The sequence below is a fragment of the Paenibacillus oryzisoli genome, from assembly GCF_050467285.1.
Taxonomy (GTDB): Bacteria; Bacillota; Bacilli; order Paenibacillales; family NBRC-103111; genus Paenibacillus_E; species Paenibacillus_E oryzisoli_A.
Window position 1 is genome coordinate 232538 of record NZ_JBCMUN010000020.1, and the last position, 15747, is coordinate 248284.

Below are 15747 nucleotides of genomic sequence, written 5' to 3' on the forward strand. Positions count from 1 at the left end.
GAGGGACGATGGCATGAATAAAAAACAGTACTACACGGCCGCGAAGTATACGTTTGTCGCTGCCGCTGCGGCGGTGGCCGTCGGCATGTCGCATCCCAAGGAGGCAGAGGCCGCGCCGAACGTCATCATGATCTATGCCGACGATCTGGGCTACGGCGATACGCGTCTGACTAACTCGACGTCGATCTCCACGACGCCGAATCTGGCATCCATTGCTGCCAACGGCATCAATTTTTCGGAAGGCTATGTGGCTTCGCCCGTATGTTCGGCTTCCCGGGCGGCGCTGATGTCGGGGCGGTATCCGGCGCGTTTTGGCTTTGACAGCAATTTTCTGGCGCGGACGTACGACGATCGAAACCCAACGTACTCGATTGCGAGCCTGCTCAAAAACATTTCGTCCGTCAATTACAAAACGATGATGATTGGCAAATGGGACATGGGCAATACGAACGCGCTGATGCCGGTGGCTCGCGGTTTTGACAGTTTTTATGGCATTCCGGGCGGTATCTCCAGCTACTATCCGACGAACGGCACAGCGCCGAGCGACGCGACGTTCTGGCAAAAGAGCACGAATACCGTGGTCACTAGCCAGGCGGTCGTTTCCGATCAGACACTGAACGTCAAGGAATATGATGCGGGGACAGGCACGTATGTCAAGCGGACGCCAACGAACTATTTAACGGATGTGTTTACGGACAAGGCGGTCGATTATATTCAAAATAACGGGGGGGCTGCGCAGGATCCATTTTTCCTGTATCTGGCCTTCAATTCGCCGCACGTGCCGATGCAGGTGCCTTCGAGCTACTATGCGCCGTACGCGAGCCGAACCGATCTGACGAATCAGCAAAAAGTGTACAACGCGATGGTCGACAATCTGGATCATAACGTCGGGGAAGTGTTGAATGCGCTCGGCTCTCATTCGGGGTACAAGTGGAATAACACAATGGTCGTTTTCGTTTCCGACAACGGGCCGGAAATCGGCTCCGCCGGACGGTTACAGGGCGGGAAGCACGATGTGTTCGAAGGCGGCATCCGCGAGCCGTTTGCGATCCAGTGGCCGAGCCAGTATACGAATGCGGGCACGACTTACACGAAGATGGTGGGCACGCAGGACCTGCTGGCGACCATTCTGCGGGCTGCCGGCTCGACGGCCACGCTGCCTACGCAGGCGAGCACGGATTTGTCGCCGTATGTTAAGGGGACCAGCAGCGGGAACCCGCACGATTACCTGTACTGGCGGTATATCAACGAGGACGGTGAAGGTCAGACAGATCAGGTACAGCTTGCCGTCAGCAACGGTACGTACAAATATATCCGCACGATTGATCCCGACACGACGGTGAACGAGTATTTGTACGACGTGACAGAAGTGAATCCGGAGCAAGCAGGCGATAACCTCATCGGCAGCAGTGGCTTGACGGCGACGAAAAACGCCTTGATTGCTGCGCTGAACGACTGGAATGCGAACAATCCGCTGCGGGAGGATTTTAACGACGACCTGTCGGGTGCGGGTGACACCGACCCGCCTTACGGTTACGCGCAGGGCTGGTTCGCCTATAACAAGGATGCGGACGCGCCGAATCCCGATTGGTCGGTGAACAGTGCGAACCAGTGGGAAGGTACCGGCAAAGGGGGCATCCGCTCCGTGCAGGCGGGCTCGTATTTTACCAATTTCACCTATGATGCCGATGTGATGCTGAAGACGTCCGGGAAATCCGGTGTCATCTTCCGCAGCTCCGATCACGCGAACGGCTCGTTCATGTTCAAGGGCTATCTCGCGCAAATCGAATACGGCGGCGCGTTCCGCTTGATCCGGATGGATGCGAACGGCACGTCGGGCACGGTTTTGGCGGAGAAAACGTCGGGGCTGACGGTTAATACGAATGAGACGTATCACCTTCAAATTGGGGCGAACGGCAGCGCGCTGACGGCCACGCTCAAAAACGCCGCAGGCACGGTGATCGCCACCTTGTCGGCAACCGACAGTACGTACAGCGGCGGCTTGGTCGGCCTGCGGGTCGGAAGCCCGAACAGCACGACGAATGCGACGACCGCTTTTGACAATATTGTCGTTCTGCCGCAATAAACGGCGAAAAGAGAGGAGAATCCGGCTTGACACGCAAACCGAACATCATCGTGATTACAACCGATACCCAGCGCTGCGACACGCTTCGCTGCATGGGCAGCGAATTCGCGTTCTCGCCGAATCTGGATCGGCTTGCGGCGGAGGGCGTCCTGTTCACGCAGGCGCACACCGCCTCCCCGGTCTGCTCGCCGGCGCGCACCTCGCTGCTGACCGGGCTGCACACGCACCTTCACGGCTGCATCGAGAACGGGATCGACCGTTTGGCGAACTTGCCGGTTTTTCCGGATAGGCTCAAGGAGCAAGGCTACTACACCATCATGGTCGGCAAAACCCACTTCGGCCCCGTGCCGGATTCCTTCGACGTCGTGCATACCGCGATGGAAAAAGGCCTGGACGTCCAGGACAGCTATGCCACTTACCTGGCCTCGTTCGGGATGGCCCGGACGGATGAAGCGATTCCGGAAGAGCATTATCTCGACCGGTTTCTGGTCAGTACGGCGATTGCGGAAATCGAGAGGGCGGTGCGGGGGGAAGGGCAGGCGGAGCGTGGGAGTGGGCAGGCGGAGCTGCGTGAGGGTGAGAGCGAGAGTGAGCAGATCGAGGAGCAGGGCCGGGAACGGGCGGAGCGCCCGTTCTTCCTCTACTGCTCGCTCGTGAGCCCGCACGATCCGGTGGATCCGCCAGGCGAATGGGCGACGCTGTTCGACGGCGTCGCGCTGCCGCCGCTGAACTACACGCCGGGCGAGGAGACGGCGTATCCGGCGTACATGCGCCGGCTCGTCGGCCCGCTCGATGAGGCGGAGCGGGCGTATCTGGGCGAGGCGCAGGCCGGCTACTTCGATGCGCACTGCGGCGTCGAGCGCATCGGGCAGGCCGCCATCGACCAGCTGCGGCGCCGCTACTACAGCCTCGCCGCGTACTGCGACGCGCAGATCGGCCGGCTGCTCGCCTATCTCGACAGCGCCGGCCTGCGGGAGAACACGCTCGTGATCTTCAGCTCTGACCATGGTCAGGAGTATTTCGATCACGGCTTCAACAACAAGCACAACTACCACGATGCGTCGTGGCGGGTGCCGCTCATTCTGAGCCAGCCGGGCACGCTGCCGGCCGGCGAAAAGCGCGATTACGCGGTGTGGACGGACATCACCGCGACCATTCTCGGCGCGGCCGGTGCCGCTGTCGATGCGGTGCAGGGCTTCGACCTGTACGCGCCGCTCAGGGAAGGTCTGCCGTCGCCGCGACGCTGCGCCGTCGGTACGCTGTACCGCTCCGCCGCTGTCGCCACCGACCGGTGGAAGCTCGAGTACGACTTCGACGAAGGCGTCGGCCGCCTGTACGACCGCATCGCCGATCCGCGCGAGCAGTGTGATGTGTATGGGGCGGCAGCGTACCGCCAGGTACGGGATGCGCTGCTCCATGCGCTGCTGCTGTGGCGGGCGGAGACAGTCGACGTTTGGCACCTGAAGCACCACCGTCATGGCGGTGGGCCGGTCGCCCGACGACTGGCGTTTCATACGCAGTCGCTGCAGGCGGCGGATGCGGAGAGACGGCTGCAGGAGAGGCTGCAAGCTATGGAAAGTCTGCAACCAGCAGCTGAAGCTTGAAGTTTGAAGCTTGAATTCTGAATTTTGGTAAACTACGTAGCTCGCCATCCTCATGATCCACAGTGAAACGGTTGTAGGGAGAGTGTCGATTAATTGTGGACAGTATCAACGTGAACGGACACATCCAGAGAATGTATATGATTTTTCGGACACATAGACAGAATCAGGGCTCAAATCACGTTTTGTACATGAAATTTCGAATAGAATCGACGGATTCTTTGTGTAGCCACACAATTATGTATGATTTTTCGCATACATTTTGTAGTCGCTCACAGATTTGCGAAGTTATAAACAATTAATAGACTGCCTCGTAGGAGAGGCTATATCAGGGAAAACGGGTGGTCATGCGTGGCTAGCGGTTGTCAGCGAGGCTATTTGCTCGGAAATGGTGATTTTGGGATGGTTTTGGGCCAAATAGCCGCTGCAACCATTAAGCTCGCAATCGTGGCTGTTTTAGCCCAAATAAGCTCGCTGGTATCCGTTAGGCGAGAACCCGGCCTTCGGTTGCTCCTCCTACCTAAGTAATAGCGAATGCTGAAGCCATCCCAAGGGTAGATTTGCTGACTTTCGGGCCGGCTTCTTTGGTATTTTTGTGAGTAGGGGAACGTCAGTACGCTATTTGCGCAAAATTGACGGATTTGGCGCGGTAACGGAACGAGAGGCCCTTATTTGAGGTTTTTTGTGCCAAACCGGGGACAAGGGGCCTGAATAGCGTCTTCTCGCTCCGCTTCTCGCGCTAATCGGCCCGGATCAGCCCAATAGAGCCTCTATGTTCCGCTAACTATTCGCCCGAGCATGCCTTGCCACGCCAGCGTCCCTAGCTACTCATCCACGTCACCATTCACCCGCGGAATCCCGCAACGAGCTATTCATCCATGCCAGCATCTCCCCGCCGAATCCCGTCACCAGCTACTCGCCCCAGCCACGCCCCCTGTCCCCGCCGAATCCCGTCACCAGCTACTCACCCAGCCACACCACCGCCCCCAAGAAGCCCAATCGCTCCAGCTCCTTCGCCTGCATACTTTCCGCTTCTCAAGAAAATACTACGCTTGGAGGTATTTTATGGGAAATTATATGGATAATCTCATCCACAAATCAAGAACACAGCAGGACTTGGTGATCGAATCCGTCCAAATCGGCTCGCTATCGTTCTGGATGGCGGGCTATGAGTCCATCGTGAATTGGCAGGAAACGTTGACGGCTATCTCCCTGTGCGACATTCCTTCCGGGGCGGGCTTTGAGGAAATTTGCCGCCATTTGCTTGGCAAGCCGTGGGCGCCGGAGTCGATGGATGAGCTGCTGCAGGGGAAAGTCGTCCTGGTCCACGCGGACACCAACCTCGCCTTCAGCATGCAGGGCAAGCTCAGATCGCTGATCAGGCCAATTGATGCGGCCCAGAATGAGCCGATGCCGTTTGCGCCAGCGATTGCCTTCACGGAGCTGCTGGGTACGAATCTGGGACTTCTTCGCACTTCGCTGAAATCAGGCTCTCTGGAGGTAGAAAGCTTTCAGTTCCAGGGCGTGGGAACGAAGGAAGCGTCCTTGATCTATCTGGCGGATTGCGTCGACCGCGAGTTGCTGGACAAGGTTAGACGCGCTTTGCGGAATGCAACTGCGCAGGAGCTCCGCAACGGCCAGGATCTCAATCGGATTTTCGGCTTCCATCGCTTTCATCTGCTGTCTCCTTACCATAAAACAGAAATTCCAATGCAAGCCATTACCTCCTTGATGCAGGGGCGGGTCGTGCTGCTGATCGACGGCGAGCCGACAGCGTATGTACTCCCGCTATTGTCCTCCGACTTTATTATGCTGGAGTGGGATAGGCAGTTTCCGCTGTTCATCATGGTGGTACTGCGGGCTTTACGGCTGCTCAGCATCCTGGTCGCGCTGCTGATGCCGGGGCTCTATGTCGCGCTGGTATCGGTGAATCCGGAGGCGCTGCGCATCGAGCTTGCCCTCTCCGTCGCAAGCAGTAGAATCGGTATTCCACTGCCGACTTTTCTGGAGATGCTGATGCTTCTGCTGATCAGTGAAATCATCATCGAAGCGACACAACGTTTGCCAAGAGGCATTGCGGCGACGAACACCCTCATCGGAGGGATCATTCTCGGACAATCCATCGTTGAAGCCAAGCTGGTTAGCAGCCTTGTGCTCATTGTGCTGTCCGCTTCTGTAACCGCAAATTTTGCCTTTCCTACCTATTTGAATACACTGGTCATCCGGTTGCTGCGATCGGGTATCGTCATTCTTTCCGGTGTTTTCGGCATTATGGGACTATTCGCGGGGGTTGTGGCTATCGGTTATTACGCTTGCAGCCTGGAGCGTTTCGGGGTGCCTTTCATGAGCTTTCTTTCGCCCAAGAAGCTGGGGCAATGACCAATGAATCGAGGTGACGTGTGTAATGCATCGCTGGATCTCTACGATGACGGCGCCGGTATTTTTTATCGGGGCGCACTGCAGCATCCTGTTTATCGCCTATCCTAGAGCGATTCTGTCGACGACCAATTACGGCCACTGGGAGCCGGCAACGGTCATCATGCTGATCGAGCTGGCGCTGATGCTGATTTTGATGAAAGGTCTGCGCAAAGGGGGCAATCGGGACTATGGCGACTTGTTTCTGCCACTTGGCAGGTGGGTGGGCGCAGTGCTGCTGCTGCCTCTGACCTGCTATTTCATGTTGGTTCCGATTCTGGCGGTTCGCAGCTTTGCCGAGTTGATGGTCATTGTCTTCATCGCCAATTCACCGATGTATGCCATTCTCGCGCTTCTCTGTCTGCTGATGTGGCTGGGGGCTTCGCTCGGCCCGCAAGGTATCATGCGGGCGAGCACGCTGATGACGCTCATTTTTTTGCCTGTGCTGTTGTTCGCCCTGCTGGCCTGCTTGTCGAACACCAGTTGGCTGCAAATCCGACCGCTGCTCAACCCACATCTGCACTACCTCATGGAGAAAAAATTTCTGACCACGCTATTCTCCATCTGTCCTTTTTTATTTCTCGGCATGCTGCCGCCGGTGTGCAAGGTCCGAGTCAAGCCAATGTTGCTGGGATGGGCGCTTATCGGCCTGCTGTACATTTTTATTGTCTATCTTCCGATTCTCGTCTATGGCGTGAATGCGGCGAGGATCATGAACTTTCCGTTGATGACAAGTTTGGATTCCGTCAATATCACTTGGTCCATATTTGATCGTGTGTCCTTGTTCTATGCCGTTGCGCTGCTTGCCTTCGTCATGACGATATCGTCGTTTGCGTTGTGGTCGTGCGGTCTCCTCCTTCACAAGCTCGTGCCTGTCTGCAAGGAAACCTATATCAGAGGCGGGCTGTGCCTGATTGTGTATGTGGCGGCCATGCTGATTCCGACGTGGGAGCGGTATGTGGAAATTTTCTCCGCGGATACGTGGCTGCGATTGGCGATCTTCGTGGTGATTCCGTTTGCCGTCTACCTGCGTGGGAAGCGAATTGAGCGGCAAGGCAGAAGGCAGGTTGGGCTAAAATGATGCGCAAATTCCGCACGATGCTTCTCCTCTGCGCCAGTATGTTGATGCTGACCGGTTGTTGGAATATTAAAGATGTAAACCACCGCGTGCTGCCGATCATCATGGGCGTATCCTACGGGAAAACGGCCAAATACCGCGTATACATCCAGCTTCCGCTGCCGATCAGCCGGGGGCTGAATTCCAAGGTCTATTACAAAGAGGCCGATACGATTAGCAAAGCTTTGACTGATATCGACACGGACATTGAATCCGGCATTGATTTTATGCATCTTCAACTGATTGTCTTTGATCGACAAGTCGCCCAAGACGGCATTCGGAAGGAGATCGCTTTTATTATGCGCAGCCAGCATATGCCGACGAAAGCGCTGCTTGCCGTTACCTCCGAGGATATCGGGGAATTTCTGAATCATACAGGCAAAGCCATTCAAACCGATGGCAACGCGTTACTCAACTTTTTTAATAAAAATGCGGGCTGGAGTCCTGAGATTAATCTGGTCTATCTCTGGGAAATGTTCGGGGCGATCCATTCGGATACGCAGGACGTGAGCATTCCGATATTGCGTTCCGGCAAATCGACCATGATGGAGTTCATCGGCTCCGCCGTCATGTCGAAGGATAAAATGAAAGACGAGATCGTCAAGGAGCAGTCGCTGTTAGTGAATTTATTTGAAGAGCTGTTTCAGGGATCTGTCATTCAAGTAACCCATCAAGCAAGCGTGTCGATCATGAAATGTCAAAACCACATTCACACCGCATGGGACGGGGATCGTCCCGTGCTGCGCATGCGGATGGAGCTTGGATTGCACCTCATCGAAAATAACGGCGAGCAGAGTGTTGAGCAGATCGAAACAGAATTTTCCAAGGATATGGAAAATCGCTATCAGGCGCTGTTCCGGCAGTTGAAGGCTGCGCGGTCGGACGTGCTCGGTACGGGCCAGTATTTTAGAGGTAAGCTGCCCTTTGAGCGGCTGCCCGATTGGCGAGAGGTGTATTATCCGCGTCTGCTGACCGAGATCGAGATTAAAAGCCGGATCACAAATATCGGGGATATTGTGGGGAATTAAATAGGGCTTCGTCTTATGATCCGCCAACTTTCGAAAGATTTGCTTATAGGCCTCCTCCTCCCGATGTTCTATAGTAGCGATAGAGGTATGTGACATGCCGCAACTGATCCTGGAGGAGGAGCATCATGAACGTTGAACGCATGGACGAAGCCCATTTGGAAGCGATTCTGCATCTTTGGAATGGGGAGTTGGCGGAAACATTTCCGATGAGGCATAGGCTGCTCCAGCAAAATATCGCCGAAGACCGCAACTGGCTGCGCGAAGGGTCCTGGGTGGCGCTGGAGGAAGGGACGAAGCGCGTTATCGGCTTCGTCGTCGCGAAGATCGCGCGCGAGGACGCCGTGCGCGCCGGCATTCCGCAGGGCCTGGGCTGGATCCAGGCCCATCTCGTCAGCAGCGCGCACCGGGGGCGGGGCATCGGGCGCGCGTTGTTGCTTCGCGCCGAGGCCGCGCTGCGGGAGGCCGGCGCGACGCGCATTCAGCTGGGCAATGACTTGCACAGCCGGATCTTTCCGGGCATCCCCGACGACTTCGGGGATGCGCGGGGCTGGTATGAGCGGCAGGGCTACGCTTATCAGGAGACTGTGCACGACCTGCTGCACGCGTACGCCGCGGCGGAGGAAGTGCCGCTGCCGGCGGCGGCAGGAGCAGTGTTCCGCGTGGCGGAGCCCGCGGACCGGGAGGCGCTGCTCGCGTTCATGGCGCGATGCTTCCCAGGCGCGTGGGCGTACCAGCACCGCGACTACTGGGCGCGCGGCGGCACGGGCCGCGAGTTCGTCCTGCTTGAGCAGGGTGGCGCGATCGTCGGCTTCTGCCGCATGAACGACAGCGCCTCGCCGCTGCTCGCGCAGAACATCTACTGGGCGCCGCTATTTGACGGCGAGCTCGGCGGCATCGGGCCGCTCGGCATCGACGAAAGCTGTCGCGGCCTGAAATACGGCATCGCGATCGTGCAAGCCGCGATCCACTATTTGCGCGAGCGGGGCGTGCGCCGCATCGTGATCGACACGACGCCGTATGTCGATTTTTACGGCAAGCTGGGCTACCGCACCTGGAAAAGCTACGCGAAGTACGCCAAGGTGCTGGAGTAGAGCGGCGCGGCGGCGTGCGAGATTCAAAAAGTCCTTCGCTTCCCGTTAAGGGGGGCGAGGGACTTTTTTTGATGAAGCGCTAAGCGGGCTTTACGTGTGTATGAACTGGAAAACCTGCAGCTCATTTGGTCTGGAAACAGCTCTCGAGTCAGCTGAACTGGAAAACCTCCAGCTTATTTGGTCTGTAAACAGCTTCCGAGTCAGCTGAACTGGAAAACTTCCAGCTCATTTCAGCAGTTTTCGGAGAATAGCTGCCAAACAGGCAAATGTACGGGAGAAATTCCAGTTCAGCACCTCAATTTAGGCGAATATGCGAAAATGTACAGGAGAAATTCCAGTTCATTGAGACGCGGCAACAGGCGGCGATGACGAAAATTAACAACGCCCATGCCCGACTACTCAACCACCGTAACTCGCTCTTGCGCACCACCCGCCACCACCCGTGGTTTGTCTCCCCTCGCCAGCTCACTCCCCATGCCGACTATTCAGCCGCCGGAACTCGCTCGGCGTAATCCCCGTGTGCTTCTTGAACACGCGATTGAACGAAGCGGCGGTGTAATAGCCGATCAGCGAGGCGATCTCCTGGATTTTCAGATCGGTGTCGCGCAGCATGTCCATCGATTTGTTCATCCGCACGGTAAAAATATAGTCGGAGAAATTTGTACCTGTCTTTTCCTTGAAATACGTGGACAGGTAGGGGCCGGTAATGCCGAGCTTCGCCGAGATCGCATCCAGCGACAAATCTTCGCCAAAATTCGACTCCACGTATTCCATGACGAACTTGGTCATGACATCGGTTTCGGATTTTTTGTCTTGAATGGCTTCCCCTGAGCGCTTCAGGAACCAGTGGAAAAAGTCCTTGTATTGCTCCAAAGTGTAGCAAGCCTTCAGATGATCGTACGGCGAGCCTTTGTCCGAGAACGCTTGGATGGAGATGTTCTGGGCGTACATCATTTTAATCGCTTTGTTCACGACGTCCTGGGCGAAGTCCTGGAACTGCCAAGCCAGCGCCCCTGCTTTTGCAAGCTGATCGAGCAGCCGGTCCACGAGCGGAAGGGTGACCGAATCCGATCCGGCCTGGAGGTTGGCGACAAGCTCGCTCTCTTCGGATGGCGTGGGGATCATGAGCGCCGGCTGCGGCTGCCACTCGGTAATCACCTGCACGCCTTCGCCGAGCTTCCGCTGCCGGATCAGCTCCAGCGCATTCTGGTAGGCCTCCACGAAGTCGGAGGAGTGCGCGTGGATCGGGCTCGGCACGATCGTGAAATTGCAGAAGAGGCTGTCGGTTGCCAGGGTGCGCAAGAGGGCGTCGAAGTCGGCGGCGTGCCGGTCTTCGTCTTCTTTTTCAAGAAAGAGAATGGACAGAATTTGATCTTTCTCAATCTGGAACGTCAGTGATTCGCTGTGCAGCTTGGCAAAATGCAAGTCTATCAACTCACGATACGTATTGAACGCGCGATGATGCACGTTGGCGAATTCGGAGAGCAGCTGCGCTTTGAAATCGATTTGAAACAGGATCAGCTTGAACGGCCGGTTCGCGTCTACCGAGGTCAAGAGCTGGGCGCCTTTGCCGTGGATGTTCTTGAGTCTGGTCATATAGGCGAACTGCTGGAGCAGCGAGTTTTTGGAGTGCAGATCGTTGTGCAGCACGTTGAATTCCTTAATGCGGCTCTTGCCTAGCAGAGGCAGGCCGACGCCATAGTTCTCAATGGAGCGCAGCAGGCTGGCGAGCGGATTATGAAATCGTCTGGCGATAAAGGTAGAGACAGCCAACGAGATCAGCAAAGAGAGGAACAATAGCACGGCCATGATCGCATTCAAATGGCGAAGCTGCTTAGCGAGCCCTTTGTCGGACACGGATTCGATATAGGTTAGTCCGGTTTCGGCACTCGTTTTATAGAAATAGTACGCCCCGCCAATTCGTTCGTACCCATCCCCCTTTTTCGCCATCAAGCTCTGCGGCAGTTCAATCCCTCTCTCCGAAGCAAAAACAAGCTGGCTGCCTTCCAAAATCATCAATCGACTTTCCGGCTGCGGCTGATGGAACGCCTCGTACAGTGCACTGCTCTTCATCAGCACGATAAAAGCAAAATTATGTTCAAAAGACCCTTTCACAAGAATCGGCATCAGTGGACCGAGCGATTTTCGTTCAAAAGCCGTCTCGGAGGTGAATGGGGCCGAAGGGTAGATTTTGAAGCTGTCTGTGCCCTCCAATTCTTTGTTCCAGAAATTGACGCCGTAGGCCGGCTGCACATAAAACTTGCCGAACATGGTGGCAGCGTCCCGGGTACCGTCTTTTTCAATGATAAAACCGCTGTCCTTATAATAGTAAATAATGTTGTCCAGATAGAGGAGCGAGTTGTTCAACGAATGCTGCAGCTCGTACTGCGCTTTGACGACGGTATCGTAGTGCGACAGCGGGTTGCCGTTTTTCAAAATTTCCGTATCGGTCCCGAAGAGATAGCCGACCATGTAGCTGCGAATGAGCCGGATATGCTTCTCGTAGTTCGCGACCGTTGTATTCAGGTTCATCGCGCTGTTCAAGATAATTTCATCTTTAATGCGATTGCGAAAGAAGGAGTAGGACCACGCGTGAATCGAGAGAAGCAGCACAATAATGGAAATGAAGCTGATGAGCAAAGTGTAAAAGAGAGAGACCTGATTCTGGTTTCTTGTCCGAATTCGTGTAATCCACTTCATCGTGTCATTCCTTCCACGGTGCATTGTTAATCTTTCATTAAGTATAGCACGGCAAACTAGGGGAGCTTCAATACGCAGAGTTTAATAAACTTGTCTGATCTTCGGACAGACGGAAAAAGGTGAACGATCCAAAGCATGCCTCATTGTCGAGGCGGGCCCTCTCCGGTACAGTTTGGACATAGCAAGATCACCCAGACTGGAGGCCAAGGCATGCAGCGATTCCAAACAAGATGGAATAACAGCAAATATTTATTGATCCTGTTTTTGCCGGCACTACTTTATTACGTGATGTTTAAGTACGTGCCTATGTTCGGCATTATGATTTCGTTTAAGGACTACAACACATTCAAGGGCGTATGGGCGAGCGATTGGGTAGGCTTCAAATACTACTCCTTATTCTTCCATAGTCCGGATTTTCTCAAATTAGTGAAAAATACCGTGCTGCTCGGGTTGTACAAAGTCATCTTCGGCTTCCCGGCGCCGATCATTCTGGCGCTTCTTTTAAATGAAGTTCGCCTGGCGGTACTCAAGCGGTTCGTGCAGACGATCTCCTATTTGCCGCATTTTATTTCGAATGTCGTGGTTGTGAGCATGATGTTCCTCTTCCTCTCGCCAACGAGCGGGGTCATCAATAAGGTGATCAAGCTGTTTGGCAGCGATGCAGTGAATTTTATGCAAAATGAGCATTATTTCCGCGCGATCTACGTGCTTTCGGAAATTTGGCAGCATGTCGGCTGGGAAACGATCATTTATTTGGCGGCGCTGAGCGCCATCGACCCGCAGCTTTATGAAGCCGCACGCGTCGACGGGGCCAGCCGCAAGCACCAGCTTCTGCATATTACACTGCCGGGCATTCGACCGGCGATCATCATTCTATTTATTTTGAACATTGGCCATGTGCTGGATATTGGATTTGAGAAGGTGCTGCTGATGCAAAATCCATCGATTTACGCAACGGCCGACGTGCTTTCGACTTATGTGTACCGGACAGGGATTCAGTCCATGAATTACAGCTACGGCACGACGATTGATTTGTTTACGAGCGTCATTAATCTGATTTTTATTTTAACGGCAAACTGGATTAGCCGAAAGACGAGCGAGACAAGCTTGTGGTAGAGGGAGAGGAGGCTTGGCTGTGAAACCTAAATTTGGATGGTTCGATGTTGTATTGTATCTAATCTTGCTCGGTGTGGTGCTTTCCGCACTTTATCCGTTCGTGTATATGATTGCGGTTTCATTCAGCGGTGTCGTACCGGTTCTGAAAGGGCAGGTGTGGCTGTGGCCGAAGGATTTCAATGTGGCTACGTATGCATCGGTGTTTGAAAAACCGGAAATCGGACGCGCTTACCTGAACACGATTTTGTATACGGTGCTCGGCACGGTGATTTCCCTGTTGGTGACTGGGGCGGGCGCTTATGCGCTATCCAAAAAGCATTTAATTTTCCAGAAAGGCTTTATGATCATGATCGTCATTACGCTGTTTTTTAGCGGGGGGATGATCCCGACGTTCCTCGTCGTGCGCAGCTATCATCTGATCGATACGATCTGGGCGATGATTCTGCCTACGGCGGTCAGTTCGTGGAACTTGATTGTGATGCGCACGTTTTTCTCGGGCATTCCGCAAGAGGTAGAAGAGTCGGGCAAAATAGACGGGCTGACAGACATCGGCATTTTCTTCCGGCTGGTGCTTCCGCTGTCCAAGGCGATTCTCGCCACGATCGGGCTGTTCTACGGCGTTGCGATCTGGAACAATTTCTTCTCCGCGCTCCTGTATTTACGGGACGCCGATTTATTCCCGCTTCAAGTCATCGTGCGCAACATGGTGCTGCAAGGTCAAGGCACAGGCGCCGGCAACATCGGCGGCGATACGCTGATTGTCGACGAAGCGATCAAATATGCAGCAATCATTATTACCACCGTTCCCATCCTGCTGGTCTACCCGTTCCTGCAAAAGTATTTTGCGAAGGGCGCGTTAATCGGGTCGATCAAAGGTTAACATAAAGTTAGCTTAAAGTTAGGGGAAAGCAAGGAAAAGAGCAAGAGGCAAGCGAATTTAAGACAATTAGGGAGAGTGGGGCAAGTATGAAGAAAAAGTCAGCCGTGATGTTAGCAACGATGATGAGCGTGAGTCTGATCGTGGGCGCGTGTTCCAAAGAAACAAGCGAGGTCAAGCCTTCAGGGGCACCAGCAGATTCAGCACCGGCTACAGCATCATCTGCACCGAAAGAGATGACGTTCAAATTCCTCGATTACAGCAACCCAAGCTGGCCGTATGATGCAAACTGGAAAGTGTGGTCGTACATGAAAGAGAAGACGGGCGTAAAGCTCGACGTTCAACTGCCTCCCGGCAACTTGCTGGAGGATGCGCTCAGCATGACGGTAGCTTCCGGCGATATGCCGGATCTGATGTGGACGCAGAGCAAAGCGATCGCCGATAAATTTGGTCAGCAAGGCGCGTTGGTCAATATTTTGGACTACGTGAATGAGATGCCGAACCTGAAAGCCTGGATGGCGAAATATCCGACAGAAGCGCAGAACGTTCTTTCCTCCGACGGCAAAATGTACGAGTTCCCGAACGAAGGCTTGGGCGAATCGAACCGCCGCACGTGGATGTATCGGGAAGACGTGTTCAAGAAGCTCGGCTTGCAAACGCCGAATACGTGGGATGAGCTGTACGACGTGCTCAAGAAGCTGAAAGCCGAATACCCGGACAGCTACCCGCTCACATTCCGCAACGGTCTGCGTTATTTGTTCGACTTTGGCGCAAGCTTCAACGTGCCGGCTGAGGTGGAGAAACGCAAAGCGAGCGTCTACTTCGACAAAGCGTCGAACCAATGGAAATACGCGCCGATTCAGGATGAATACAAAACGATGCTGACCTACCTGAACAAGTTCTATAAAGAGAACCTGATTCCGAAAGATTTCCTGACGATCGATACGAAAATGTGGCAGGACATTGTATCCACGAACCGTGCATTCGTTACGCTGGATTACATCGGCCGCATCGACTTCTATAACAGTGCGCTGCGCAAAGATAACCCGCAGTTCACAATGAACTTTATGGCGCCGCCTGCCGGGGTGCCAGGTGTAAGGAAGAATGCCTACACTTCGTTCACGGAAGAGGGCTTCATGGTTTCCTCGAAGTCTAAGAATATTAAAGATGTCATGAAATTTATGGACTTCTTCTACTCGGAAGATGGCAAGAAGCTTGTTTCTTGGGGAAAAGAGGGCGACACAGCGAAAGGGAATGCGTTTGTCGACAAATACACCGACATCGCCGATATGAGAAAGAAAACTGGTCTGTCCACAGATGGCACGTACACATGGTTCGACTTCAACGCACACATCTCGGTGTCCTCGCCGGAGCTGCAAAGCGCGTATAAAGAAGCGGTGAAATATGACGGCGACAAGAACGTCTCGCTGGCGTTCACGCTGGATGAGCAGCAAGTGCTCAGCACGAAAGGCGATTCGCTGAACGCCAATCGTGACGAGAACTTTGCGAAATTTATCATGGGCACGCGCAGCTTCAGCGAGTGGGATAAATTCATTGATGAGCAGAAGAAGCTTGGTTACGAGGAAATCGTAAGTATTTATAAAAAAGCGTACGATCGTGCGCAAGCTGCTGTGAAAAAATAGGCAATTCCGTCAATCTCAAAGCCCCGTTGCAATAGCGGGGCTTCTATCTTACCTGCGGAAAGGAAGATTCGTG

At 54.4% G+C, this 15747-nt stretch carries 10 protein-coding genes; 9 read left to right on the forward strand and 1 reads right to left on the reverse strand.

Annotation, left to right across the window (positions count from 1 at the left end; all coding sequences use genetic code 11):
* Nucleotides 1-13 precede the first annotated feature (13 nt).
* The 6 genes from ABE504_RS28555 (at nt 14) to ABE504_RS28580 (ending at nt 9338) form a co-directional block, all read left to right on the forward strand.
* Nucleotides 14-2086, forward strand: a complete 2073-nt coding sequence (locus tag ABE504_RS28555; RefSeq protein WP_430095401.1) for a sulfatase-like hydrolase/transferase — start codon at nt 14-16, stop codon at nt 2084-2086.
* A gap of 26 nt (nt 2087-2112) precedes the next feature.
* On the forward strand, nt 2113-3690 hold the full coding sequence (locus ABE504_RS28560) for a sulfatase family protein (protein ID WP_430095402.1): 1578 nt from the start codon (nt 2113-2115) through the stop codon (nt 3688-3690).
* 1062 nt (nt 3691-4752) lie between these two features.
* A complete protein-coding gene (locus ABE504_RS28565) occupies nt 4753-6066 on the forward strand; it encodes a spore germination protein (RefSeq protein ID WP_430095404.1) in 1314 nt (437 codons plus the stop codon).
* A gap of 25 nt (nt 6067-6091) precedes the next feature.
* Complete coding sequence (locus tag ABE504_RS28570) at nt 6092-7183, forward strand: GerAB/ArcD/ProY family transporter (RefSeq protein ID WP_430095406.1); 1092 nt, start codon at nt 6092-6094, stop codon at nt 7181-7183.
* Nucleotides 7180-8247 carry a Ger(x)C family spore germination protein gene (locus tag ABE504_RS28575; RefSeq protein WP_430095408.1) on the forward strand — a complete coding sequence of 356 codons (1068 nt, stop codon included), beginning with the start codon at nt 7180-7182 and terminating at the stop codon, nt 8245-8247. Before ABE504_RS28570 ends, ABE504_RS28575 begins: the two co-directional genes overlap by 4 nt.
* 125 nt (nt 8248-8372) lie before the next feature.
* Nucleotides 8373-9338 carry a GNAT family N-acetyltransferase gene (locus tag ABE504_RS28580; RefSeq protein ID WP_430095410.1) on the forward strand — a complete coding sequence of 322 codons (966 nt, stop codon included), beginning with the start codon at nt 8373-8375 and terminating at the stop codon, nt 9336-9338.
* Between the two features lie 465 nt (nt 9339-9803).
* Here ABE504_RS28580 and ABE504_RS28585 read toward each other — a convergent pair whose 3' ends face one another.
* Complete coding sequence (locus ABE504_RS28585; protein WP_430095412.1) at nt 9804-12038, reverse strand: helix-turn-helix domain-containing protein; 2235 nt, start codon at nt 12036-12038, stop codon at nt 9804-9806.
* A gap of 210 nt (nt 12039-12248) precedes the next feature.
* Here ABE504_RS28585 and ABE504_RS28590 point away from each other — a divergent pair, with 210 nt between their 5' ends.
* The 3 genes from ABE504_RS28590 to ABE504_RS28600 all read left to right on the forward strand — a co-directional run bounded on the left by ABE504_RS28590 (nt 12249) and on the right by ABE504_RS28600 (nt 15674).
* Nucleotides 12249-13154: an ABC transporter permease gene (locus ABE504_RS28590; protein ID WP_430095413.1), complete on the forward strand. Its 906-nt coding sequence runs from the start codon at nt 12249-12251 to the stop codon at nt 13152-13154.
* A 19-nt stretch (nt 13155-13173) separates the two neighbouring features.
* On the forward strand, nt 13174-14034 hold the full coding sequence (locus ABE504_RS28595) for a carbohydrate ABC transporter permease (protein ID WP_430095415.1): 861 nt from the start codon (nt 13174-13176) through the stop codon (nt 14032-14034).
* A gap of 86 nt (nt 14035-14120) precedes the next feature.
* Entirely contained in the window at nt 14121-15674 is a 1554-nt protein-coding gene (locus ABE504_RS28600) for an extracellular solute-binding protein (protein ID WP_430095417.1), read from the forward strand.
* Nucleotides 15675-15747 lie beyond the last annotated feature (73 nt).

What these genes read in the sequence shown, in the direction of transcription:
- ABE504_RS28590 (WP_430095413.1), top strand. Translation starts at nt 12,249, where the DNA reads ATGCAGCGATTCCAAACAAGATGGAATAACAGCAAATATTTATTGATC.
- ABE504_RS28570 (WP_430095406.1), top strand. Translation starts at nt 6,092, where the DNA reads ATGCATCGCTGGATCTCTACGATGACGGCGCCGGTATTTTTTATCGGG.
- ABE504_RS28600 (WP_430095417.1), top strand. Translation starts at nt 14,121, where the DNA reads ATGAAGAAAAAGTCAGCCGTGATGTTAGCAACGATGATGAGCGTGAGT.
- ABE504_RS28565 (WP_430095404.1), top strand. Translation starts at nt 4,753, where the DNA reads ATGGGAAATTATATGGATAATCTCATCCACAAATCAAGAACACAGCAG.
- ABE504_RS28555 (WP_430095401.1), top strand. Translation starts at nt 14, where the DNA reads ATGAATAAAAAACAGTACTACACGGCCGCGAAGTATACGTTTGTCGCT.
- ABE504_RS28575 (WP_430095408.1), top strand. Translation starts at nt 7,180, where the DNA reads ATGATGCGCAAATTCCGCACGATGCTTCTCCTCTGCGCCAGTATGTTG.
- ABE504_RS28580 (WP_430095410.1), top strand. Translation starts at nt 8,373, where the DNA reads ATGAACGTTGAACGCATGGACGAAGCCCATTTGGAAGCGATTCTGCAT.
- ABE504_RS28585 (WP_430095412.1), bottom strand. Translation starts at nt 12,038, where the DNA reads ATGAAGTGGATTACACGAATTCGGACAAGAAACCAGAATCAGGTCTCT.